This is a genomic window from Micromonospora sp. WMMD967, from assembly GCF_029626165.1.
Classification (GTDB): domain Bacteria; phylum Actinomycetota; class Actinomycetes; order Mycobacteriales; family Micromonosporaceae; genus Micromonospora; species Micromonospora taraxaci.
Window position 1 is genome coordinate 3543540 of sequence record NZ_JARUBK010000001.1, and the last position, 23067, is coordinate 3566606.

Below are 23067 nucleotides of genomic sequence, written 5' to 3' on the forward strand. Positions count from 1 at the left end.
GGAGGCGATCCGGCCGCCGTCGCGCCGGTGCCCCGGCCCGCCCCGCCCCGGCTGCCGCTCTGGCCACTGTCGCTGATGTTCGGCCTGGTGCCGCTCTGGTGGTTGCTCGGAGCGTTCTACCTCGGGTGGCCCCTGCTGGGCGCGTTGCTGCTGGCGTTGCTGCTCACCCGTGGGCGGGTGCCGCTGCCCCCGGCGGTGGGCATCTGGCTGCTCTTCCTCGCCATCGTGCTGGTCAGCGCCACCCAACTCGCGTCGCCCGCGTCGCTGCTGACGTTCGCCCTGCGCCTGGCCTTCTACCTGACCGCTCTGGTGGTCGGCGTGTACGTCTACGCCGCCGCCCGGGAACGGGCCGGCCTGGTGGCGGTGCTCACCCCGCTCTGTGCCTTCTGGTTCGGGTTGGTGGCGCTGGGGTGGCTCGGGGTGCTGGTGCCCCGACTGGCGATGACCACCCCGATGGAGGTGCTGCTACCCGGCGGGGTGGCCGGCACCCCGTTCATCCAGGACATGGTGCACCTGACCACCGCCGAATACAGCGCCCGATCGCTGAACCCGATCTACCGGCCGGCCGCGCCGTTCGCGTACACCAACAACTACGGCAGCGCGTACGCCATGACCCTGCCCTGCGTGGTGGCGTACGCGATGCTGCGCCGGCAGGGGGTGCTGCGCTGGGCGTTGCTGGCGTCGCTGCCGCTGTCGCTCGCGCCGGCGTTCCTCACCCTCAACCGGGCGATGTTCCTCAGCCTCGGCGCCGGGTTGGCGGTGCTCGGGGTGCGGGCCAGCCTGCGCGGCAACGTCCGGGTCGCCGCGTCCATCGTCGGTGTCGTGGTGATCGGCGCGTTGGCGACGCTGTTCATCCCGATCACCGACCTGATCAGCCAGCGGGTCGACTCCAGTGACACCAACACCGACCGGCTCTCGCTGTACACCGAGGTGATCCGCCGCGTGCAGGAGTCGCCGTGGTTGGGCTACGGCGCGCCGGTGAACGTCGACACGGTGTCGGCGGCAGCGCCGATCGGCACCCAGGGTCAGCTGTGGATGGTGTTGTTCAGTCACGGCGTACCCGCGCTCGTCTGTTTCCTGGCCTGGTTCGTCGCCGCGGCGGTGATCTGCGCGCGGGCGACCTCGGCGGCCGGGCAGTGGTTGGCGGTGGTGCCGGTGGTCTGCCTGGTGCAGATCCCGTTCTACGGCATGGCGAACCAGAACCTCGCTGTCGCGTTCTTCGCGGTCGCCTTCGCGATGGCGCTCAGCGAACGGGAACGGCTGACCCGGATGGCCGAGCCGCGACCACCGGCCCGGCTGGACGCGGCGGTGCCCGCGTGACCGCCGCCACCCGGCCCCCGGCCGTCCCGGACGAGCCGGTCGCCGACGCGGGTTCGGCGGAGACCCGCCGCAGCGCGCGCAGCGGTGTGGCCGGGCTGCTCGGCGCGGCCACCAGCGGGCTGTTCGGGTTCGTGCTGGCCGTGGTCATCACCCGGGGGTACGGCACGACCGGCGCGGGCGCGTTCTTCGCCGCGATCGGGGTGGTCACCGTGGCCACCGCGGTCTGCACGCTCGGTGCGGAGACGGGTCTGATGTGGGCGCTGCCCCGCCGCACCGCCGGCGCGCGCGGGGACGCGGCCCGGATGCTCCCGGTGGCGCTGGTCCCGCCGTTGCTGGCCGGGTTCCTGGTCGCCGGCGCCGGTGTGCTGGTCGCCGACGCGCTTGCGCCCCGGCTGCTGCGCGGCTCGGGCGCGAGCGGCGACGCGCTGCTCACCGTCACGTTCGCGGCGGTGCCGGTGGTGGTCGCGATGACCCTGTTGCTCGCCGCGCTGCGCTGCGTACGGCCCATCCGGGCGTACGTCGGGGTGCAGTTCCTCCTGCTGCCGATCGCCCGCCCGGTGCTGGTCGGGGCCGCCGCGCTGGCCGGCGGTGGCCTGCTCGCCGGCATGACCGGCTGGTTGGTGCCGGCGGCGTTGGCGCTGCTGGTCTGCCTCACCCTGGTCGCCGGCCCGCTCGGGCTGGGCCGGGGCGCGGCGCTGACGCCGACCCGGTCCGACTGGTCGACGTTCTGGCGCTTCGCGCTGCCCCGGGCCGCGTCGGCGGCCATCGACGCGGGCAGCATGTGGGTGGGTGTGCTGCTCACCTCGGTGCTGGCGGGGCCGGCAGACGCCGGCGTGTTCGGTGCGGTCGGCCGGTACGTGCTGGCCGGCCAACTGGCCATGCAGGGGCTGCGGGTGGCGGTGTCGCCGCAGCTGTCCCGGCTGCTCGGTCGCGGTGAACGGGCGGCGGCGGCGGCCGTGCACCGGCAGTTGACCAGCTGGGGGCTGGTGCTGTCCTGGCCGGTGTACCTGCTGCTCGCGGTGTTCGCGTCGGCCTTCCTGCACCTGTTCGGGCCGGAGTTCACCGCAGGCGTTCCGGCGATGACGGTGCTCGCGTTGGCGATGCTCGTCAACACCGGGGTGGGCAACGTGCAGAGCCTGCTGTTGATGGGCGGGCGCAGCGGGCTGCACCTGGTGGCGACGGTGGCCGGGTTGACGGTGACCGTCTCGCTGGGCCTGTGGCTGATTCCCCGCTACGGGGCCACGGGCGCGGCGGTGGCCTGGGCCGCCGGCATCGCCACCGAGAACCTCACCGCGGCCGGCTTCGCCCGGTCGGTGGTCCGGGAGCCGCTGTTCGACGCCGCGATGGTGCGGGCCGCCGCGGCCACTGTCGCCGGTGTGGGGCTGGCCGCCGCCGTCGGTGTGGTGGCGGGCGGGCGTGGCCTGCCCGGCCTGGCGGTGGCGCTGGCGGTGCTGCTGGCCGGCTGCGTCGGCATGTTGACGTTGCCCCGGGTGCGCGCCGGCATCCGGGGGACCATGAGGCAGATCCGTGGAGGGGGCCAGGCGGCTGCGGCCGCCGAGTCCACCCCGGCATCGACGAGAGGCAGGTGAGGTCCGTCGTGGCGTCCATCCGTGACCGGGTGAAGCAACTGGTGCCGACCCAGGTGACCACCCGGGTGAAGGAGTCGCTTGTCGACTACGGGGTACGCACCAGTGATCGCCGGCCGCTGCCGGATTTCCTGATCATCGGCACCAAGCGGGGTGGCACCACCTCCCTGTGGAACTACCTCATCCAGCACCCGTTGGTGCCCCGCCTGTTCCCCGCGTGGAACACCAAGTCGGCGCACTACTTCGAGGAGCACTGGGGTCGCGGCGAGGCGTGGTACCGCTCGCACTTCCCGACGGAGCGGCAGCGGGACGCCCTGGCCAAGCGGCACGGCGGGCCGGTCCGGGTAGGTGAGGCCGCCCCGTTGTACATGTTCCATCCGCTCGCCGCGCAGCGGGTCTCCGCGCTGATGCCGACTGTGAAGTTGATCGTGCTGCTGCGGGACCCGGTGGAGCGGGCGTACTCGCACTGGAAGGAACGTCGCACCCACGGCATCGAGCCGCTGGACTTCGCCGCCGCGCTGGCCGCCGAGCCGGAGCGTACGGCGGGGGAGCGGGAGCGGTTGATCGCGGAGCCGGAGTCGTTCAGCGAGGCGTTCGACTGGTACACGTACCGGGCCCGGGGGCGCTACCTGGAGCACCTGGAGCCGTGGTTGGAACGCTTCGACTCCGATCAGATCCTCTTCCTGCCCAGCGAGGACCTCTACCGCGACTCCCGCGCGACCTACCGGCGCACCCTCGACTTCCTCGGGCTGCCGGCGTACGACCTGCCCAACTTCAAGGTCTACAACGACAGGCGTTCGGCGCCGTTGGAGCCGACGGTGCGTGCCGAGTTGACCGACTACTACCGGCCGTACAACGACGCGTTGCGGGAGCGGCTCGGGCTGGACCTCGACTGGGCGGACCGGGCGGCGTGACGACGCGGGTGGGCCCGGACGCCGACCCGCGCTCCCGCGTGGACGGTCTGGGCTGGGTGAGCCGCGCGGTGTTCCCGGACGACCGGGTCGGCCTGACCGTGGGCGGTGCGCCGCCGGCCGGCCACCAGGAGGTGGCCCGGTACGCGGTGGTGCCGTCGGTGGCCCGGGCCCGGTTCCTCGTGCCGTTGGGCGCGCCCCGGGCCGGGGCGGCGTCGCTGTTGGCGTACAACGCGCTGCGGCCGCCGAAGGTGCGCGCGGTGCGGGCGGTGCTGGGTGGGCTGGCCCGGTTCGGCGGGGTGGGGCTCGCGCCGTTTCCGACGCTGACGGTCTCGGTGCCCGCCGGGGTGTCGGCGGCGGAGGTGCTGCTGACCGAGCGGCTCGCCGCCGACCTGGGTGGCCGGCCGCTGTTGGCCGCGTGCGGGGTCCGGCCGCCCGACCCGAACGGCAAGCCGACCCTGCAACTGTTCACCGCCGACGGTCGTCCGCGCGGTTACGCGAAGATCGGCTGGAACGACGCGACCCGGGCGCTGGTCAGCGCGGAGGCGGCGGCTCTGCGGGCGCTGGGCGGTGTCGCCGACGTCGCGGACCACCCGACGCCGCCGAGGCTGCTCAGCGAGACGGCGTGGGCGGGCCAGGTGGTCGCGGTGATCGAGCCGTTGCCACCGGCGGTACGCGGTGTGCCGGTGGACGACCCGCCGCGGATCGCGGCGCTGCTCGCGGTCGCCCGGCGTGGCGGTCCGGCGGGTACGCCCCGCCCGTTGGCCGGGTCGACGTTCCTTGCCCGGTTGACCGGGTTGGCCGCTCGGGCCGCCGCTGTCGAACCGGCCGGTGCGCGGGCGGTCGCCGCGGTCTCCGCGCTGGCCCGCCGGCATGGCGACACCAGTGTGGAGTTCGGCCACTGGCATGGTGACTGGGTGCCGTGGAATCTGGGTTGGCACGCCGGCCGGTTGGTCGCCTGGGACTGGGAACACAGCGCCCCGGACGTGCCGGTCGGCTTCGACCTGGCGCACGACGCGTTCCAGCGGGCGTTGGTGCTGCGGGGGGAGTCGGCCGACGCGGCGGCGTCGGCCGTCGACGGGCACCTGGGCCGACACGGCGAGCGGCTCGGCCTCGACGTCGCGCAGCGGCGGCTGGTTGCCGACGCGTACCTGGTGGAGATGTGGTTGCGCACCTGGCGCCTGGCCGACGCGGGAGCGGGCTGGAACGCCGCGCTGCATCCCGCACTCTTGGATGTCATCGAGAAACGACATAGCGGCTGATCCGGGGAAATCGCGGCGTCGGGGGTGCGTCGCAGAGTGACGACAAACTCGCAGGTGGTGATGACGATCGATGGACTTCGGACGATCGGTGCGCCCGGAGGCCCGAAGTGGAGATCGACATCTCGTCCGGTCGCGCTATTCAAGGACCGGAGAACGTGTGATCTGCTTCTGCGTGGCGTGAACTGAAATTCCAAGCGAACTTGTGGGGAGTCGCGTGGACACGAAGAACGATGACGGTACGGCGCCGGTGCTGCTGCTGGTCGGATCCAGCGGCGGCCACCTGGCCCAACTACTCGCCCTGCGGCCCTGGTACGAACAGTGGCGGCGCTGCTGGGTCACCTTCGACACCCCGGAGGCGCTGTCCCTGCTCGACGGTGAGGACCTGGTGCCGGCGCACCACCCGACCACCCGTAACGTGCCGAACCTGCTGCGCAACGCGCTGCTGGCCTGGCGGGTGCTGCGGGCGCGGCGGGTCGCCGCGGTGGTCACCACCGGCGCCGGGGTGGCGGTCCCGTTCGTGGTGCTGGCCCGGTTGTGGCGCATCCCGACCGTCTACATCGAGGTGTACGACCGGATCGACACCCCGACCCTGACCGCCCGCCTCTGCCGCCCGTTCCTGTCCGCGATGCTCGTGCAGTGGGACGAGCAGCGCCGGCAGTATCCCGAGGCGACAGTCGTGGGGACACTGCTGTGACCGGCGAGACGGGCACCGCCCGGCGTCCGCAGTCGCAGCCGACCGTCGACGCGGCCCGCCTGCCGCGCCAGCGGGACAGCACGTCGACCTCCCAGGTCCGGGTGTTGGTCGCGGTCGGCACCGACAAGCACCCCTTCGACCGGCTCGTCGACTGGCTGGCGCAGTGGCACGCGCAGGTCACCGACCCGGTCGGGTTGACCGTGCAGCACGGGCACACCGCGGTGCCGCCGCTGCCCGGCACGGTGCCGTTCCTCGGTCACGACGCGCTGCAGCAGGCGATGGCCGACGCCGACCTGGTGGTCTGCCACGGTGGGCCGGCGACCATCCTGGAGGCCCGCCGGCACGGCCACCTGCCCATCGTGGTGCCCCGCAACCCGGCGCGCGGTGAGCACGTCGACGACCACCAGCTCCTGTTCGCCCGCCGTCTCGGCGCGGCCGGGCTGGTGGCGCTCTGTGAGACCCGGGAGGCGCTGCACGACGCGTTGAACGCCGGGCTGGCCGACCCGACCCGTTTCGCGGTGGCCACCGACCCGGAGGCGCACGAGGCGCGACGGGCGGCGGTGGCCCGGGTGGGGCGGATCGTCGACGACCTGGTTGCCGGCTCGACCCCGCGCCGGTCCCGGTGGCGGGTCCGGACCCGCCCGCGTCCGGGCACTAAGGAGACCTCCCGATGACCCCGCAGCCGAGTGTCAGCGTCGTGGTGCCCACCCGGGACCGTCCCGAGCTGCTGCGGGCGGCGGTGCGCGCGATCCTGGGTCAGGATTACCCGGGCCAGGTCGAGGTCGTGGTCGTGTTCGACCAGTCCGCGCCGGACGAGTCGCTGACCGGGCTGGGAAGCGGCCCGGATCGGGCGGTGCGGGTGATCCGCAACGTCCGTACCCAGGGGTTGGCCGGTGCGCGCAACAGCGGCACCCTCGCGGCGCAGGGCGAGCTTGTCGCGTTCTGCGACGACGACGACGAGTGGCTGCCCGGCAAACTGGCTGCCCAGGTCGACGCCCTGGCCGCCGACCCGGAGGCCGAGTTCGTCTGCTGCGGCATCCGGGTCAGCTACGACGGCAGCACCGTCGACCGGGTGCTCGACAAGGAACGGATCACCCTGGACGACCTGCTGCGCGACCGGATGACGGAGCTGCACCCGTCGACCTTCCTGATCCGCGCCACCGCGCTGCGCGACGGGTTCGGTCTGGTCGACGAGGAGATCCCGGGCAGCTACGCGGAGGACTACGAGTTCCTGCTCCGGGCCGCGCGCAGCGCGCCGTTGATCAACCTGCGGACGCCGTCGGTGCTGGTCCGCTGGCACAAGCGGTCGTACTTCGCGCAGCGCTGGGACACCATCTCCGAGGCCCTGCAGTGGCTGCTGCGGCGCTACCCGGAGTTCGCCACCCAACCGGCCGGTGCGGCCCGCGTCGCCGGGCAGATCGCGTTCGCCCAGGCCGCCTCCGGTGACCGGAGGGGCGCGTTGCGCTGGGCGCGGCGCACCCTGCGGAGCAATCCTCGTGAACCGCGCGCCTACCTGGCTCTCGCCGTCGCCGGCCGGGTGGTCCGGGCCGACGCGGTAGTGCGCACTTTGCACAAGCGCGGCCGGGGGATCTGAGCTGCCGCCGCTCGGCCCGACCGGGCGGCGGCGTCCGCTGGGCGGGACGCGCCGGGCGGCACGGCGGGGCGGCGACCGGGCGTGACAGACTGAGCACCGTGTTGCGTTGGCTGACTGCAGGTGAATCGCACGGTCCCGCCCTCGTCGCGATGCTGGAGGGGGTGCCGGCCGGCATCGAGGTGACCACCTCCGTGATCGCCGACGAGCTGGCCCGCCGCCGGCTGGGCTATGGCCGCGGCGCCCGGATGTCGTTCGAGCGGGACGAGGTCGAGCTGCTCGGCGGCCTGCGGCACGGCGTCACGCTGGGCAGCCCGGTGGCCATCCGGGTCGGCAACTCCGAGTGGCCGAAGTGGCAGACCGTGATGGCGGCCGACCCGGTCGACCCCAACGAGCTGGCCCGGCAGGCCCGCAACGCCCCGCTGACCCGGCCCCGGCCGGGCCACGCGGACCTCGCCGGCATGCAGAAGTACGGCCACACCGACGCTCGGCCGATCCTGGAGCGCGCCAGCGCCCGGGAGACCGCCGCCCGGGTCGCCGTCGGCGCGGTCGCCAAGGCGCTGATCCGGCAGGCGCTCGGCATCGAGATCGTCTCGCACGTCGTCGAGTTGGGCCCGGTGGCCGCGAAGCCCGGTCTGCGTCCGGTCCCGTCCGACGCCGCCCGCATCGACGCCGACCCGCTGCGCTGCCTCGACCCGGAGGCCAGTGCCCTGATGGTCGCCGAGGTCGACGCCGCGAAGAAGGCCGCCGACACTCTCGGCGGCGTGGTCGAGGTGTTGGCGTACGGGGTGCCGCCGGGGTTGGGCAGCCACGTGCAGTGGGACCGCAAGCTCGACGCCCGACTGGCCACCGCGCTGATGTCGATCCAGGCGATCAAGGGTGTGGAGATCGGCGACGGCTGGCAGCAGGCCCGGTCCCGTGGCTCGGAGGCGCACGACGAGATCATTCCGTCCGCCACCGGCGTCCGTCGGGTCACCGATCGGGCGGGTGGCCTGGAGGGTGGCATCACCACCGGCGAGCCGCTGCGGGTCCGCGCGGCCATGAAGCCGATCTCCTCGCTGAACCGGGCCCTCTCCACCGTGGACGTCACCACCGGTGAGCCGGCCACCGCGATCAACCAGCGTTCCGACGTCTGTGCGGTGCCGGCCGCGGCGGTCGTCGCCGAGGCGATGGTGGCGCTGGTGCTCGCCGAGGCGGCCACCGAGAAGTTCGGCGGCGACTCGATCGCCGAGATCCGCCGCAACCTGGCCGGCTACCTCGACGCGCTGGTCATCCGCTGATGGCGCCGGTTGTCGTGCTGGTCGGCGCGCCCGGCTGCGGCAAGACCACCGTCGGTCGGGCGCTGGCCGACACCCTCGGCGTGGAGTTCCGCGACACCGACATCGACATCGAGCAGATGGCCGGCAAGCCGATCCCGGAGATCTTCATCGACGAGGGCGAGGAGCATTTCCGCAAGCTGGAGCGGGCCGCGGTCGCCGCGGCGCTGGCCGGCGGCACGGGCGTGCTCGCCCTCGGCGGCGGCGCGGTGTTGGCCGAGGAGACCCGGGCCGCCCTGGTCGGGCACCGGGTGGTGCACCTCTCGGTCGAGTTGCCCGACGCGGTGAAGCGGGTCGGGCTCGGCGCGGGCCGCCCGCTGCTGGCGATCAACCCGCGGGCGACCCTCAAGCACCTTCTGGACCAGCGTCGGCCGCTCTACGCCGAGGTGGCCACCGACACGGTGGTGACCGACGGCCGCACCCCGGCAGCGGTGGTCGCCGAGGTAGCCGCACTGCTGCCCCGCTGACCCCCGCCCCGTCCCCGCCCCGCCCCGCCCCAACCCCGTCGATCATGGAGTTGTGGTGGGGACGAACTGCCCGTCGACCCGCAAACCCGGCACCACAAGTCCATGATCGACGCGGGCGGGCGGGCGGGTGGGCTTCCTCAGCTGCGGGTGATCAGGTCGAGGACGTCGGCCAGGGCCTTCGGCTCGCTGAGCATCGGCCAGTGCCCGGTGGGCAGCTCGTGTAGCTGACCGTCGGCCAGGCCGGTGAAGAACGGGTGCCCCTCGTCGATCATCTGCCGGACCATGGCGAGCGGGAAGGTGCTGGCGACCAGCGCGGTCGGCACCGGACGACCACCGGTGCGGCGGACCGGGTCGGTGGCCGCGCGCAGCGGCTGCGGGGTGGCCCGGGCGCGCAGCAGAGCCAGTGTGGGCTCGTCCAGGCCGGCCAGGTTGGTCGGGTCGGCGGTCGGATCCCAGGCCGGAGGCGGCAGCAGGTCACCGTCGCCGATCGCGGCCCGGAGCCGTTCCTGCTCCTCGGGCGGCACCGTGTCGAACTGTGCGGTGCCGTCCGGCAGTGGTCCGCTCTCCACGTAGACCACCCGGGCGATCCGGTCCGGGATGCGGTCGGCCGCCTGCGCGACCGGCATGCCGCCACCGGAGTGCCCGACCAGCAGCACGTCGCGCAGATCCTCGACCTCGATCAGCCGGACGATGTCCGCGGTGTGCGTCTCCAGGCCGACCTCCGGCCCGGCGAGGTGGTCCCGCTCGGCCAACCCGGTCAGGGTCATCGGGTACACCTCGTGCCCCTGCGCCCGCAACGTCGCGGTCACCTCCCGCCACGCCCAGGCACCCAACCAGAACCCCGGAACCAGCACGAACGTCGCCATCTGTCGCTCCTTCTCTCGGTTACCGACAGACCGTACGATCGAATGCGGACAGAAACCGCCCGGTTTGAAGGAGTGGCCCGTGTCACATCCCGCCGGTCGGGTGCTGGCTCTCCTCGAGGTCCTGCAGACCCGGCACCGCGCCACCGCCGCCGAGCTGGCCGGCCAGCTCGGCGTCGACGAGCGGACCGTGCGCCGGTACGCGGCCACCCTGGTCGAGCTGGGCATCCCCGTCACCGCCGACCGGGGCCGCTACGGCGGCTACCGGCTGCACTCCGGATACAAGCTGCCGCCGCTCATGCTCACCGACGACGAGGCGGTGGCCGTGCTGCTCGGCCTGGTCGTCGCCGAACGGGTCGGGCTCGCCACCGAGCAGCCGGCCACCGCCACCGCCCTGGCGAAGATCCGCCGGGTGCTGCCGGCGGCGCTCGCCGACCGGCTGGCCGCCGTGCAGGAACACCTGGGCTTCACCCTGCGTCGACCGGAGCAGGAGCGCGGACCGGCGTCGGGCACCCTGCTCACGCTCGCCTCGGCGGCCCGACACCGCCAACGGGTGGCGCTGGACTACCGCTCCTGGCGGGGTGAGCGTTCGCACCGGGAACTCGACCCGTACGGGCTGGTCTTCCACGCCGGCCGTTGGTATGTCACCGGCCACGACCACCGGCGCGGGGAGGTCCGCACGTTCCGGCTGGACCGCATCGGCGCCGTCACGCCAGGTGAGGCCACATTCACCGTGCCGGACGGCTTCGAGGCGGTCGCCTGGGTGACGCGGTCCCTCGCCGGTGTGCCGTACCAGCATGCTGTGGAGGTGCTGCTGGAGAGCGACCTGGTCGCCGCCCGTCGCCGCATCCCGCCCAGCGTGGCCGAGTTGACCGCCACCACCGACGGGGTGCTGCTGCGGGCTCGGGCGGAGAGCCTGCCCGGTATGGCCGCGCTGCTCTCCGGTCTGGGCTGCCCCTTCACCGTCCGGCAGCCGGAGGAGCTGCGCACCGCCGTGGCCGAGCACGCCCGTCGACTGGCGGAGTGGGCCGCCCGGCCAGCAGGTGGACAGACGCCGTCGCCGCGCCGCCCGCTGGACTAGGCTGCCGGCGATGGACGAGGTGACCCGGATTCCGGTCGGCGGCGAGCGGCCGTACGACGTGTTGGTGGGGCGTGACCTGCTGGGCGCGCTGCCCGGGCTGCTGCCCGGGGCGACTCGGGCGGCGGTGCTGCACGCGCCCCCGCTCAAGGCCCTCGCGGACGCGGTCGGCGAGCGGCTGCGCGCCGCCGGCGTCGAGCCGCTGCCGATCGAGGTGCCCGACGCCGAGTCGGGCAAGCAGATCGACGTCGCCGCCGCCTGTTGGGACCGGCTCGGAGAGGCCGGGTTCACCCGTACCGACGCGGTGGTCGGCGTGGGCGGCGGCGCGGTGACCGACCTGGCCGGGTTCGTCGCGGCCTGCTGGTTGCGGGGCGTGCGCTGGGTTCCGGTGGCGACCTCGCTGCTGGGCATGGTCGACGCCGCCGTCGGCGGCAAGACCGGCATCAACACGGCCGCCGGCAAGAACCTGGTGGGCTCGTTCCACCCGCCGGTCGGGGTGCTCGCCGACCTGGCCACCCTGGACAGCCTGCCCACTGTCGACGTCGCGGCCGGGCTCGCCGAGGTGGTCAAGTGCGGCTTCATCGCCGATCCGGCGATCCTCGACCTGGTCGAGCGCGATCCGGCGGCGGCCACCGACGTGCGTGGGCCGGCGACGCGGGAGCTGATCGAGCGGGCGATCCGGGTCAAGGCCGACGTGGTCGCCGGTGACCTGCGCGAGTCGGGCGTGCGGGAGGTGCTCAACTACGGTCACACCCTCGCCCACGCGATCGAGCAGAACGAGGGCTACCGGTGGCGGCACGGCCACGCCGTCGCTGTCGGCCTGGTGTACGCCGCGGCGCTGGCCCGGCTCGCCGGCCGGCTGGACGCCCCGACCGCCGACCGGCACCGGGTCGCCCTGACCGCGCTCGGTCTGCCGGTGAGCTACCCGGCCGACGCGTGGCCGCGGCTGCTGGCGACCATGCGGGTGGACAAGAAGGCCCGAGGCAACAAGCTGCGGTTCGTGGTGCTCGACGGGCTGGCCCGCCCGGCGATGTTGGAAGGCCCGGACGACGCGCTGCTGGAGGCCGCCTACCAGGAGGTCTCCCACCCGTGAAGGTCTACGTCCTGAACGGGCCGAACCTGGGCCGGCTGGGCACCCGCGAGCCCGAGGTGTACGGCGCGACCACCTACGCCGACCTGGTCGCGCTCTGCGAGGCCACGGGTCGGGAGCTGGGGCTGGACGTGACGGTCCGGCAGACCGACGCCGAGCACGAGCTGCTCGGCTGGCTGCACACCGCCGCCGACGAGGGCGCTGCCGTGGTGCTCAACCCGGCCGCGTGGTCGCACTACTCGTACGCCGTGCGCGACGCCTGCGCCATGCTGCGGGGGCCGTTGGTGGAGGTGCACCTCTCCAACATCCATGCCCGCGAGGAGTTCCGGCACCATTCGGTGGTGTCCGCGGTGGCGACCGGGGTGATCTGCGGTCTCGGCATCGACGGCTATCGTCTCGCCCTGCACCACCTGACCACCCGCTGAAGGGTCGCCGGAAGCGGCGACCAGCCGATTAGACGCAGGCAGTAGACTCGCAGGGTCTGTCCGCCAATTGATGATCAAGGCAGGAAATGGCCTCCACCAACGACCTCAAAAACGGCCTGGTACTCAACCTGGACGGCGAGCTCTGGGCCGTCGTCGAGTTCCAGCACGTCAAGCCCGGTAAGGGTGGTGCCTTCGTGCGCACCACGCTGAAGAACGTGCTGTCCGGGAAGGTGGTCGACAAGACCTTCAACGCGGGCACCAAGGTCGAGACCGCGACCGTTGACAAGCGCACGATGCAGTACCTGTACGCCGACGGCGAGGACTTCGTCTTCATGGATCTGGAGACCTTCGACCAGATCACCGTGCCCGGTGGCACCGTCGGCGAGGCAGCCAACTACCTGCTCCCCGAGGCGGAGGCGACCGTCGCCCAGCACGAGGGTGTGCCGCTCTACATCGAGCTGCCCACCAGCGTCGTGCTGGAGGTCACCTACACCGAGCCGGGTCTGCAGGGCGACCGTTCCACCGGTGGCAACAAGCCGGCGACCGTGGAGACCGGCGCCACCGTGCAGGTGCCGCTGTTCATCACCACCGGCGAGAAGATCAAGGTCGACACCCGCGACGGCCGTTACCTCGGCCGCGCCTGATGGCTGAGGGTTCCAAGCAGCAGATGCCGGCGCGCCGCAAGGCGCGCAAGCGGGCGCTGGATGTCCTCTACGAGGCCGACCTGCGGGACAAGCCTCCGGTGGAGGTGCTCGCCGGCTACGTGCAGCGGATCGAGCAGCCCCGACCGGAGCACCTGGGTTACGCGGTGGGCCTGGTCGAGGGGGTCGCCGAACACCTCAACCGGATCGACGAGCTGATCGCCAGCTACGCCGAGGGTTGGACGCTGGACCGGATGCCGGTCGTCGACCGGAATCTGGCTCGGATCGCCGTCTACGAGTTGCTCTACGTCGACGAGATCGACGACGCGGTGGCGATCAGCGAGGCCGTGGAGCTGGCCCGGCAGATGTCCACCGACGATTCGCCGCGCTTCCTCAACGGGGTGCTCGGCCGGATCGCGGAGTACGCCACCCGCTGACCGAAGCGGCACCACCATCGAAAAGGGCCCGTGCCGGACGGCACGGGCCCTTTCGGGTGGAGCTGTCGCTCAGGAGGCGAAGAACGCCCGGGGGTCGGCCACCAGCACACCGTGCTCGGTGAGCCGCTCGATCAGGCCCGACGGTGAGGCGTCGTACACGATCGCGAGGGCCCGCAGGTCGTCGGCGCGGATGGAGAGCACCCGGCCGTTGTAGTCACCACGCTGCTGCTGGATGGCGCGGGCGTAGCGCGCGACGTAGGCCAGGTCCTCGGAGGCCTCGTCGTAGAGCCGCTCCAGGTCCAGGACGATCTTGCTGGTGGGCTCGTGCCGGACGCCGCTGCCGTCAGGCAGCAACTCCGAGACGGGGACACGGTAGAACTCGGCCAACTCGGCCAGGCGGGACACCGTCACGGCCCGGTCGCCGCGCTCGTACGAGCCGACCACCACGGCCTTCCACCGCCCGTTCGACTTTTCCTCCACACCCTGCAGGGAGAGACCCTGCTGTTGGCGGATGGAGCGCAGGCGGGCGCCCAGCGACTTGGCGTATTCAGAGGGCATTCGGACACTCCCAGTGCTGCTCGGGGTTCTCCCGTCGATCGCTACGGAGCGTGACGGTACGGGGAATGGGACACCTGGTCAAGTGGTCGTGACCCTACCGTTGGGGAGCGTCCGGGAAGTTATCCCCTTTTCGTGGTCCTGACCCGGTGGTCAGTGGCCGCCGTCCATCGGCCCGGTGACCACTGGTAACGTGGCGTGAAGCCCCGGCCCAGGTCCGCTTCCGCGGTCCGGCCGGAGGTGCCCGACATCCTTTAACGACCCGTCCCGTGAGGCGGGGAAGGAGGTCCGCCGTGGCATACCCACCGGCTGCCCGCTCGTCACCACCGCGACAACCCTCGGTGAAGGTGATCCTCGCCAGCGCCGACGTGCAACGCGTGGTCGACCGCATCGCCCACCAGATCCTGGAGAAGACCCAGGGTGCCGCCAACACGGTGCTTCTTGGGATTCCCACGAGAGGTACCCCTCTGGCGCGGCGGCTCGCCGACCGGATCAGCACCTTCGAGGACGTCTCCGTGCCCGTCGGTGTGCTCGACATCACCCTCTACCGTGACGACCTGCGCCGGCAGGCCACCCGCGCGGTCGGCCCGACCGAATTGCCCTCCAGCGGCATCGACGGCAAGCGGGTCATCCTCGTCGACGACGTGCTGTTCTCCGGCCGCACCGTCCGGGCCGCGCTCGACGCCCTCAACGACGTCGGCCGCCCGGCCTCCGTGCAGCTCGCCGTCCTGGTCGATCGCGGTCACCGGGAGCTGCCGATCCGCGCCGACTACGTCGGCAAGAACATCCCGACCTCGCTCGCCGAGAGCGTGAAGGTGACGCTCGCCGAGATCGACGGAGTGGACGAGGTCAAGCTCTACGGGGGTGCCACTTCATGATCAAGCATCTGCTCTCCGGCGCGGACCTGGACGCCGCCACCGCCACCGAGATCCTGGACACCGCCGCCGAGATGGCCACCGTCGCCGGCCGGGAGATCAAGAAACTGCCCGCGTTGCGCGGCCGGACCGTGGTGAACCTCTTCTACGAGGACTCGACCCGTACCCGGATCTCGTTCGAGGCGGCGGCGAAGCGCCTCAGCGCCGACGTGATCAACTTTTCCGCGAAGGGGTCCAGCGTCACCAAGGGCGAGAGCCTGAAGGACACCGCGCTGACCCTGCAGGCCATGGGCGCGGACGCCGTCGTCGTCCGGCACCCCGCCTCCGGCGCTCCACACCGGCTGGCCAACTGGGTCGACGGCTCGGTCGTCAACGCCGGCGACGGCACCCACGAGCACCCCACCCAGGCGCTGCTGGACGCGTACACCATGCGGGCCCGGCTGGGCCGGCTGGCCGGCCTGTCGGTCGCGGTGGTCGGGGACGTCCTGCACTCCCGCGTCGCCCGCTCCAACGTGCTGCTGCTCTCCACCCTCGGCGCCAAGGTCACCCTGGTCGGCCCGCCGACGCTCATCCCGGTCGACATCGCCGGAGCCCTCGCCCCCGGCACCGACGTCTCCTACGACCTCGACTCGGTGCTGCCCAACGCGGACGTGGTGATGATGCTGCGGGTGCAGCGGGAACGCATGAACGACTCCTACTTCCCCTCCGCGCGCGAGTACGCCCGCCGCTACGGGCTGGACGGCCCGCGGATGCGCCGGCTGCCCGAGCACGCGATCGTCATGCACCCCGGCCCGATGAACCGGGGGATGGAGATCACCGCCGAGGTCGCCGACTCACCCCGCTCCACGATCGTCGAACAGGTCACCAACGGGGTCTCCGTGCGGATGGCTGTCCTTTACCTGCTGCTCGGAGGGAACAACCGGTGAGCGCGTACCTGATCACCAACGTGAGCGTCGTCGGTGGCCCGCCGACCGACCTGTTGATCCGCGACGGCGTGGTCGCCGAGGTCGCCGACGACCTGTCCGCGCCGGACGCCACTGTCGTCGACGGCACCGGGCTGGTCGCCCTGCCCGGCCTGGTCGACCTCCACACCCACCTGCGCGAACCCGGTCGGGAGGACGCCGAGACCGTCGAATCCGGATCCCGCGCCGCCGCGCTCGGCGGTTACACGGCGGTCTGCGCCATGGCCAACACCTCCCCGGTCGCCGACACCGCCGGTGTGGTCGAGCAGGTCTGGCGGCTCGGCCGGGAGGCCGGCCTGGTCGACGTGCAACCGATCGGCGCGGTCACCGTCGGGCTGGCCGGCGAGCGCCTGGCCGAGCTGGGCGCGATGGCCGACTCCGCGGCCCGGGTGCGGATCTTCTCCGACGACGGGCACTGCGTCGCCGACCCGAAGCTGATGCGCCGGGCCCTGGAGTACGTCAAGGCGTTCGACGGGATCATCGCCCAGCACGCCGAGGAGCCCCGGCTCACCGAGGGCGCCCAGATGCACGAGGGTGAGGTCTCCACCCGCCTCGGGCTGATCGGCTGGCCGGCGGTCGCCGAGGAGGCGATCATCGCCCGCGACGTGCTGCTCGCCGAACACGTCGGCAGCCGACTGCACGTCTGCCACGTCTCCACCGCCGGCAGCGTCGAGGTGCTGCGCCAGGCAAAGGCACGCGGGGTACGCGTCACCGCCGAGGTCACCCCGCACCACCTGCTGCTCACCGACGAGCGCGCCGAGACCTACGACCCGGTCTTCAAGGTCAACCCGCCGCTGCGGACGGCCGCGGACATCGCCGCGTTGCGCGCCGCGCTCGCCGACGGGGTCATCGACATCATCGCCACCGACCACGCCCCGCACGCCGTGGAAGACAAGGAGTGCGAGTGGGCGTACGCCCGGCCGGGGATGCTCGGTCTGGAGACGGCCCTGTCCATCGCGCTCGACGTGCTCGGCCCCGAGTGGGACCTGATCGCCGAGCGGATGTCGCGTACCCCCGCCCGGATCGCGGGGTTGACCGGGCACGGCGTCGACCCGGCACCCGGCGTGCCGGCCAACCTGACAGTGGTCGACCCGGCCGCCCGCCGCACCATCGAACCGGCGGAGCTGGCCAGTCGCAGTCGCAACACCCCGTACGCCCGCATGACGCTGCCCGGTCGCATCGTGGCGACCTTCCTGCGCGGCGAGCCGACGGTCCTGGACGGAAAGGCGGTCAAGTAATGGCCAAGCGCAGGCCCGCGATCCTCGTACTCGAGGACGGGCGCACGTTCCCCGGTGAGGCGTACGGCAGCGTCGGGGAGACCTTCGGCGAAGCGGTCTTCAACACCGGCATGACCGGCTACCAGGAGACGCTCACCGACCCGTCGTACCACCGGCAGGTGGTGGTGCAGACCGCGCCGCACATCGGCAACACCGGCGTCAACGGCGAGGACGACGAGTCCGGCCGGATCTGGGTGGCCGGTTACGTCGTGCGTGACCCGGCCCGGATCGGCTCGAACTGGCGGGCCACCGGCGGCCTCGAGGACCGGCTCGCCACCGAGGGTGTGGTGGGCATCAGCGGGGTGGACACCCGGGCGTTGACCCGGCACCTGCGGGAGCGGGGCGCCATGCGCGTCGGCATCTCCAGTGTCGAGAAGGACCCGCAGAGCCTGCTGGCCCGGGTCCGGCAGTCGCCGCAGATGGTCGGCGCGGACCTGTCCGCCGAGGTGAGCACCGCCGAGCCGTACGTCGTCGAGGCCGTCGGCGAGCACCGGTTCACAGTGGCGGCGCTGGATCTCGGTATCAAGCGCAACGTGCCCCGTCGGCTCGCCACGCGCGGGGTGACCACCCACGTGCTGCCGGCCTCGTCGACGATCGAGCAGCTCCTGGCCACCGGCGCCGACGCGATCTTCCTGTCGCCCGGCCCCGGCGATCCGGCCACCGCCGACGGCCCGGTGGCGCTGGCCCGGGAGGCGCTGCGGCGTGAGGTGCCGCTGTTCGGCATCTGCTTCGGCAGTCAGATCCTCGGCCGGGCGCTCGGCTTCGGCACCTACAAGCTGGGCTACGGCCACCGTGGGATCAACCAGCCGGTGCTCGACCGGGCCACCGGCAAGGTCGAGGTGACCAGTCACAACCACGGCTTCGCCGTCCAGGTGCCCGGCGCCGGCGTCGGCGCTGTCGTTCCCGACCAGGTGATCGACACCGACTTCGGCGGCGTTCAGGTGTCCCATGTCTGCCTCAATGACAACGTGGTCGAGGGGCTGCGGGCGATCGACGTGCCCGCGTTCACCGTGCAGTACCACCCGGAGGCGGCGGCCGGCCCGCACGACGCGGACTACCTGTTCGACCGTTTCGCGGAACTGATCGAAGGCAAGACCCACAGCAAGGGGCGCAGCAATGCCTAAGCGGACCGATCTCAAGCACATCCTGGTGATCGGCTCGGGGCCGATCGTCATCGGGCAGGCCTGCGAGTTCGACTACTCCGGCACCCAGGCCTGTCGGGTGCTGCGCAGTGAGGGGATCCGGGTCAGCCTGGTCAACTCCAACCCGGCCACGATCATGACGGACCCGGAGTTCGCCGACGCGACCTACGTCGAGCCGATCACCCCGGAGTTCGTGGAGCTGGTCATCGCCAAGGAACGCCCGGACGCGATCCTGGCGACCCTCGGCGGGCAGACCGCGCTGAACACGGCCGTCGCCCTGCACGAGGGCGGCATCCTGGAGAAGTACGGCGTGGAGTTGATCGGCGCGAACATCGACGCCATCAACCGCGGCGAGGACCGGCAGCTGTTCAAGGAGATCGTGGCGAAGGCCGGCGTACGCCTGGGTGTCGAGGACCCGAACGGGCTGGTGCCCCGCTCCCGGGTCTGCCACTCGATGGAGGAGGTCGAGGCGACGGTCGCCGAGCTGGGTCTGCCGGTGGTGATCCGGCCGTCGTTCACCATGGGTGGCCTCGGCTCCGGCATGGCGCACACCCCGGAGGACCTGGCCCGCATCGCCGGTGACGGTCTCGCCGCCAGCCCGGTGCACGAGGTGCTCATCGAGGAGAGCGTGCTCGGTTGGAAGGAGTACGAACTCGAACTGATGCGCGACCGGCACGACAACGTGGTGGTGGTCTGCTCGATCGAGAACGTCGACCCGATGGGTGTGCACACCGGCGACAGCGTCACCGTGGCCCCGGCCATGACGCTCACCGACCGGGAGTACCAGCGCCTGCGTGACCTGGGTATCGCCGTGCTCCGCGAGGTCGGGGTGGACACCGGCGGCTGCAACATCCAGTTCGCGGTCAACCCGGTCGACGGCCGGATCGTCGTGATCGAGATGAACCCCCGGGTGTCCCGTTCCTCGGCGCTGGCCTCCAAGGCGACCGGCTTCCCGATCGCCAAGATCGCCGCGAAGCTGGCCATCGGTTACACCCTCGACGAGATCCCCAACGACATCACCCTGAAGACCCCGGCGGCCTTCGAGCCGACCCTGGACTACGTGGTGGTGAAGATCCCCCGGTTCGCGTTCGAGAAGTTCCCCGGCGCGGACCCGGAGCTGACCACCACGATGAAGTCGGTGGGCGAGGCGATGAGCCTCGGGCGTAACTTCACCGAGGCGCTGAACAAGGCCATGCGCTCGATGGAGACGAAATCGGCGGGCTTCTGGACGCAGCCTGACCCGGTCGGAGTCACCCTCGCCGACACCCTGGCCGCCCTGCGGATCCCGCACGACGGCCGGCTGTACACGGTGGAACGGGCGCTGCGCCTCGGCGCGTCGATCGCCGAGGTCGCCGAGGCCTCCGGCGGGATCGACCCGTGGTTCCTCGACCAGATCGCCGCGCTGATCGAGCTGCGCGCGGAGATCGTGGACGCGCCGGTGCTCGACGCCGACCTGCTGCGCCAGGCCAAGCGGGCCGGCCTGTCCGACCGGCAGCTCGCCGCGCTGCGCCCGGAGTTGGCCGCTGAGGACGGCGTACGGACCCTGCGGCACCGCCTCGACGTGCGTCCGGTCTACAAGACGGTGGACACCTGCGCGGCCGAGTTCGAGGCGACGACTCCGTACCACTACTCGACGTACGACCTGGAGACCGAGGTCGTGCCGTCGAACCGGCCGAAGGTGCTGATCCTGGGTTCCGGCCCGAACCGGATCGGCCAGGGCATCGAGTTCGACTACTCCTGCGTGCACGCGGTACAAGCGTTGCGGTCGGCCGGTTACGAGACCGTCATGGTCAACTGCAACCCGGAGACGGTGTCCACCGACTACGACACCGCCGACCGGCTCTACTTCGAGCCGCTGACGTTCGAGGACGTCCTGGAGGTCTGGCACGCCGAGGACTCGTCCGGCCGGGCGGCCGGCGGGCCGGGCGTGGTCGGGGTGGTCGTGCAGCTCGGCGGTCAGACGCCGCTGGGGCTGGCGCAGCGGCTCAAGAACGCGGGCGTGCCGATCGTCGGCACCTCCCCGGAGTCGATCCACCTGGCCGAGGAGCGCGGCGCGTTCGGCGCGGTGCTGGCCCGGGCCGGGCTGCGCGCGCCCGCCCACGGCATGGCCACCTCCTACGACGAGGCCAAGACGATCGCCGACGAGATCGGCTACCCGGTGCTGGTCCGGCCGTCGTACGTGCTGGGCGGGCGGGGCATGGAGATCGTCTACGACGACCCGACGCTGCGCGACTACATCGGACGGGCCACGGACATCTCCCCGGACCACCCGGTGCTCGTCGACCGTTTCCTCGACGACGCCATCGAGATCGACGTGGACGCGCTCTGCGACGCCGACGGCGAGGTCTACATCGGCGGCGTGATGGAGCACATCGAGGAGGCCGGCATCCACTCCGGCGACTCGTCCTGCGCGCTGCCGCCGATCACCCTCGCCGGCTCGCACCTCGCCGAGGTTCGCCGCTACACCGAGGCCATCGCGCGTGGCGTCGGCGTCCGTGGCCTGCTCAACGTGCAGTACGCGCTCAAGGACGACGTGCTCTACGTCCTGGAGGCCAACCCGCGGGCGTCGCGGACCGTTCCGTTCGTCTCGAAGGCGACGGCGGTGCCGCTGGCCAAAGCGGCGGCGCGGATCGCGCTCGGCGCGAGCATCGCCGAGTTGCGCGCCGAGGGTCTGCTGCCGGCGACCGGTGACGGGGGCACGATGCCCGCCGACGCGCCGGTCGCGGTCAAGGAGGCGGTGCTGCCGTTCAAGCGTTTCCGGACCCGCTCGGGCAAGGGGATCGACTCGCTGCTCGGCCCGGAGATGAAGTCGACGGGCGAGGTGATGGGCATCGACACCAACTTCGGGCACGCGTTCGCCAAGAGCCAGTCGGCCGCGTACGGGTCGCTGCCGACCGGCGGGAAGATCTTCGTGTCGGTGGCCAACCGGGACAAGCGCGGCATGATCTTCCCGATCAAGCGGCTGGCCGACCTGGGCTTCGAGATCGTCGCGACCACCGGCACGGCCGAGGTGCTGCGCCGGCACGGCATCGCCTGCGAGCAGATCCGCAAGCACTACCAGGCGGGCGAGGGAGACGACGCGGTGTCGCTGATCGGCGGCGGCCACGTGGCGCTGGTGATCAACACGCCGCAGGGTTCGGGCGCCAGCGCCCGCTCCGACGGCTACGAGATCCGCAGCGCGGCCGTCACCGCTGACATCCCCTGCATCACCACGGTGCCTGGGGCGGCCGCCGCCGTGATGGGCATCGAGGCGCGGATCCGGGGCGACATGCGGGTACGTCCGCTGCAGGACCTGCACGCCACCCTGCGAGCGGCCCAGTGACGGTGTTCGAGCGGTTCGTACGACCCGGGTTGTTCCGGCTCGGGGGTGGGGACGCCGAGGCGGCGCACGAGTGGACGCTGCGGCGGTTGGCCGCCCTGTCGCGGCGTCCGGCCGCCCTGGCCGCGCTGCGGGTCCGGTACGCGGTCGACGCGCCGCGCACGGTGTTCGGCGTGCGGTTCCCCAACCCGGTCGGGTTGGCCGCCGGCATGGACAAGGACGGCGCGGCGTTGCCGGCCTGGCCGGCGCTGGGCTTCGGCTTTGTCGAGGTCGGCACGGTCACCGCGCACGCCCAGCCGGGCAACCCGCGACCACGGCTGTTCCGCCTGCCGGCCAGCGAGGCGGTGGTCAACCGGATGGGCTTCAACAACGCCGGTGCCGCCGCGTTGGCCGCCCGGCTGGCGGCGCTGCCGCGCCCGCTCGGGGTGCCGTTGGGCATCTCGCTGGGCAAGTCCAAGGTGACAGCGCTCGACGAGGCGGTCGAGGACTACCTCGCCTCGTACCGGGCGCTGCGCGGGCACGGTGACTACTTCGCGGTGAACGTGTCCTCACCGAACACTCCGGGCCTGCGCTCCCTGCAGGACCGCGCCCACCTGGACGCGCTGCTCGGCGCGTTGGTGGGAGAGAAGCCGGTGCTGGTCAAGATCGCCCCTGACCTGACCGAGGCGGCGATCGCCGAACTGCTGGAGGTCTGCCTGGCCCGGGGCGCGGCCGGTGTGATCGCCACCAACACCACGCTGTCCCGCGACGGGCTCGCCGCCGTGGACGTCGAGCGCGGCGAGCAGGCCGGTGGTCTGTCCGGTCGGCCGTTGACCGGCCGCGCCCGGGAGGTGGTGGCCTTCGTGCATCGGGAGACCGGTGGTCGGTTGCCCATCATCGGGGTCGGTGGGGTGCTCGACCCGGACGACGCCACTCGGATGTTCGACGCCGGAGCCTCCCTGGTGCAGCTCTACACCGGCTTCATCTACCGGGGCCCGGCCCTGGTCCGGGCAGCCGCCCGGGCGAGTGCCACGGCGGTGACACCGGATCCGGTCGCCGGCCGGTGACCGCACGCGGCGTGGTGCCGGCCCGGACCGATCCGGTGCCGAGCCGGCTCCGCGCCAAGGACCCCACCCCTGCCACGGATCCTTTGCTCTGCACCCGCGGACGCACCGCAGCCGTCACCAGATTGCTCTGCACCCTTGGGTGCACCACCACCCGGTTGCTCTGCACCCTTCGGTGCACCACTGCCCGCCTGAGCGCGCCACCCGGCCGCC

At 72.4% G+C, this 23067-nt stretch carries 22 protein-coding genes; 20 read left to right on the plus strand and 2 right to left on the minus strand.

Annotation, left to right across the window (positions count from 1 at the left end; translation table 11 throughout):
- Positions 1-27: 27 nt before the first annotated feature.
- From O7631_RS16550 to O7631_RS16590, 9 genes are all read left to right on the plus strand, one after another.
- Positions 28-1320 (plus strand): O-antigen ligase family protein, encoded by a 1293-nt coding sequence (locus O7631_RS16550; protein WP_278147958.1) that lies wholly within the window; start codon positions 28-30, stop codon positions 1318-1320.
- On the plus strand, positions 1317-2909 hold the full coding sequence (locus O7631_RS16555; protein ID WP_278145026.1) for a polysaccharide biosynthesis C-terminal domain-containing protein: 1593 nt from the start codon (positions 1317-1319) through the stop codon (positions 2907-2909). Before O7631_RS16550 ends, O7631_RS16555 begins: the two co-directional genes overlap by 4 nt.
- Before the next feature lie 8 nt (positions 2910-2917).
- Positions 2918-3820: a sulfotransferase domain-containing protein gene (locus O7631_RS16560; protein ID WP_278147959.1), complete on the plus strand. Its 903-nt coding sequence runs from the start codon at positions 2918-2920 to the stop codon at positions 3818-3820.
- Positions 3817-5079 carry a hypothetical protein gene (locus O7631_RS16565; protein WP_278145028.1) on the plus strand — a complete coding sequence of 421 codons (1263 nt, stop codon included), beginning with the start codon at positions 3817-3819 and terminating at the stop codon, positions 5077-5079. Before O7631_RS16560 ends, O7631_RS16565 begins: the two co-directional genes overlap by 4 nt.
- 214 nt (positions 5080-5293) lie before the next feature.
- The gene (locus O7631_RS16570; RefSeq protein ID WP_088990327.1) at positions 5294-5773 is read left to right on the plus strand and encodes a UDP-N-acetylglucosamine--LPS N-acetylglucosamine transferase; all 480 of its coding nucleotides are present in this window, start codon (positions 5294-5296) and stop codon (positions 5771-5773) included.
- Positions 5770-6447, plus strand: a complete 678-nt coding sequence (locus tag O7631_RS16575; protein ID WP_278145029.1) for a glycosyltransferase — start codon at positions 5770-5772, stop codon at positions 6445-6447. Before O7631_RS16570 ends, O7631_RS16575 begins: the two co-directional genes overlap by 4 nt.
- Positions 6444-7367: a glycosyltransferase family 2 protein gene (locus tag O7631_RS16580; protein WP_278145030.1), complete on the plus strand. Its 924-nt coding sequence runs from the start codon at positions 6444-6446 to the stop codon at positions 7365-7367. The genes O7631_RS16575 and O7631_RS16580 overlap by 4 nt, the downstream gene beginning before the upstream one ends.
- Before the next feature lie 98 nt (positions 7368-7465).
- Complete coding sequence (aroC, locus tag O7631_RS16585; protein WP_278145031.1) at positions 7466-8644, plus strand: chorismate synthase; 1179 nt, start codon at positions 7466-7468, stop codon at positions 8642-8644.
- On the plus strand, positions 8644-9147 hold the full coding sequence (locus O7631_RS16590) for a shikimate kinase (RefSeq protein WP_278145032.1): 504 nt from the start codon (positions 8644-8646) through the stop codon (positions 9145-9147). The genes aroC and O7631_RS16590 overlap by 1 nt, the downstream gene beginning before the upstream one ends.
- 137 nt (positions 9148-9284) lie before the next feature.
- Here the strand turns inward: O7631_RS16590 and O7631_RS16595 are convergent, their stop codons facing one another.
- On the minus strand, positions 9285-10013 hold the full coding sequence (locus tag O7631_RS16595) for an alpha/beta hydrolase (protein ID WP_278145033.1): 729 nt from the start codon (positions 10011-10013) through the stop codon (positions 9285-9287).
- A 79-nt stretch (positions 10014-10092) separates the two neighbouring features.
- Here O7631_RS16595 and O7631_RS16600 point away from each other — a divergent pair, with 79 nt between their 5' ends.
- From O7631_RS16600 to nusB, 5 genes are all read left to right on the plus strand, one after another.
- Positions 10093-11091: a YafY family protein gene (locus tag O7631_RS16600; RefSeq protein ID WP_278145034.1), complete on the plus strand. Its 999-nt coding sequence runs from the start codon at positions 10093-10095 to the stop codon at positions 11089-11091.
- Between the two features lie 10 nt (positions 11092-11101).
- The gene (gene aroB, locus O7631_RS16605; protein WP_278145035.1) at positions 11102-12181 is read left to right on the plus strand and encodes a 3-dehydroquinate synthase; all 1080 of its coding nucleotides are present in this window, start codon (positions 11102-11104) and stop codon (positions 12179-12181) included.
- Positions 12178-12603, plus strand: coding sequence for a type II 3-dehydroquinate dehydratase (aroQ, locus tag O7631_RS16610; protein ID WP_088990320.1), 426 nt, complete (start codon positions 12178-12180; stop codon positions 12601-12603). The genes aroB and aroQ overlap by 4 nt, the downstream gene beginning before the upstream one ends.
- Before the next feature lie 86 nt (positions 12604-12689).
- Entirely contained in the window at positions 12690-13247 is a 558-nt protein-coding gene (gene efp / locus O7631_RS16615; RefSeq protein WP_088990319.1) for an elongation factor P, read from the plus strand.
- 23 nt (positions 13248-13270) lie between these two features.
- A complete protein-coding gene (nusB, locus tag O7631_RS16620; protein ID WP_197699491.1) occupies positions 13271-13681 on the plus strand; it encodes a transcription antitermination factor NusB in 411 nt (136 codons plus the stop codon).
- 69 nt (positions 13682-13750) lie between these two features.
- Here the strand turns inward: nusB and O7631_RS16625 are convergent, their stop codons facing one another.
- On the minus strand, positions 13751-14239 hold the full coding sequence (locus O7631_RS16625; protein WP_007458348.1) for a transcriptional regulator: 489 nt from the start codon (positions 14237-14239) through the stop codon (positions 13751-13753).
- Between the two features lie 290 nt (positions 14240-14529).
- Between O7631_RS16625 and pyrR the strand changes: the two genes are divergently transcribed.
- The 6 genes from pyrR to O7631_RS16655 are packed head-to-tail and all read left to right on the plus strand — an operon-like array spanning position 14530 to position 22857.
- Complete coding sequence (pyrR, locus tag O7631_RS16630) at positions 14530-15114, plus strand: bifunctional pyr operon transcriptional regulator/uracil phosphoribosyltransferase PyrR (protein WP_278145036.1); 585 nt, start codon at positions 14530-14532, stop codon at positions 15112-15114.
- The gene (locus O7631_RS16635; protein ID WP_278145037.1) at positions 15111-16037 is read left to right on the plus strand and encodes an aspartate carbamoyltransferase catalytic subunit; all 927 of its coding nucleotides are present in this window, start codon (positions 15111-15113) and stop codon (positions 16035-16037) included. Before pyrR ends, O7631_RS16635 begins: the two co-directional genes overlap by 4 nt.
- The gene (locus O7631_RS16640) at positions 16034-17311 is read left to right on the plus strand and encodes a dihydroorotase (RefSeq protein WP_278145038.1); all 1278 of its coding nucleotides are present in this window, start codon (positions 16034-16036) and stop codon (positions 17309-17311) included. Before O7631_RS16635 ends, O7631_RS16640 begins: the two co-directional genes overlap by 4 nt.
- Positions 17311-18474 carry a glutamine-hydrolyzing carbamoyl-phosphate synthase small subunit gene (gene carA, locus O7631_RS16645; protein ID WP_278145039.1) on the plus strand — a complete coding sequence of 388 codons (1164 nt, stop codon included), beginning with the start codon at positions 17311-17313 and terminating at the stop codon, positions 18472-18474. Before O7631_RS16640 ends, carA begins: the two co-directional genes overlap by 1 nt.
- Complete coding sequence (carB, locus tag O7631_RS16650) at positions 18467-21814, plus strand: carbamoyl-phosphate synthase large subunit (RefSeq protein WP_278145040.1); 3348 nt, start codon at positions 18467-18469, stop codon at positions 21812-21814. Before carA ends, carB begins: the two co-directional genes overlap by 8 nt.
- Positions 21811-22857, plus strand: a complete 1047-nt coding sequence (locus tag O7631_RS16655; RefSeq protein ID WP_278145041.1) for a quinone-dependent dihydroorotate dehydrogenase — start codon at positions 21811-21813, stop codon at positions 22855-22857. Before carB ends, O7631_RS16655 begins: the two co-directional genes overlap by 4 nt.
- The last annotated feature ends 210 nt before the right edge of the window (positions 22858-23067 follow it).

Coding starts and splice junctions, on each gene's coding strand:
- aroB (WP_278145035.1), top strand. CDS start 11,102: ATGGACGAGGTGACCCGGATTCCGGTCGGCGGCGAGCGGCCGTACGAC.
- O7631_RS16595 (WP_278145033.1), bottom strand. CDS start 10,013: ATGGCGACGTTCGTGCTGGTTCCGGGGTTCTGGTTGGGTGCCTGGGCG.
- O7631_RS16625 (WP_007458348.1), bottom strand. CDS start 14,239: ATGCCCTCTGAATACGCCAAGTCGCTGGGCGCCCGCCTGCGCTCCATC.
- O7631_RS16590 (WP_278145032.1), top strand. CDS start 8,644: ATGGCGCCGGTTGTCGTGCTGGTCGGCGCGCCCGGCTGCGGCAAGACC.
- nusB (WP_197699491.1), top strand. CDS start 13,271: ATGCCGGCGCGCCGCAAGGCGCGCAAGCGGGCGCTGGATGTCCTCTAC.
- efp (WP_088990319.1), top strand. CDS start 12,690: ATGGCCTCCACCAACGACCTCAAAAACGGCCTGGTACTCAACCTGGAC.
- carB (WP_278145040.1), top strand. CDS start 18,467: ATGCCTAAGCGGACCGATCTCAAGCACATCCTGGTGATCGGCTCGGGG.
- O7631_RS16580 (WP_278145030.1), top strand. CDS start 6,444: ATGACCCCGCAGCCGAGTGTCAGCGTCGTGGTGCCCACCCGGGACCGT.
- carA (WP_278145039.1), top strand. CDS start 17,311: ATGGCCAAGCGCAGGCCCGCGATCCTCGTACTCGAGGACGGGCGCACG.
- O7631_RS16635 (WP_278145037.1), top strand. CDS start 15,111: ATGATCAAGCATCTGCTCTCCGGCGCGGACCTGGACGCCGCCACCGCC.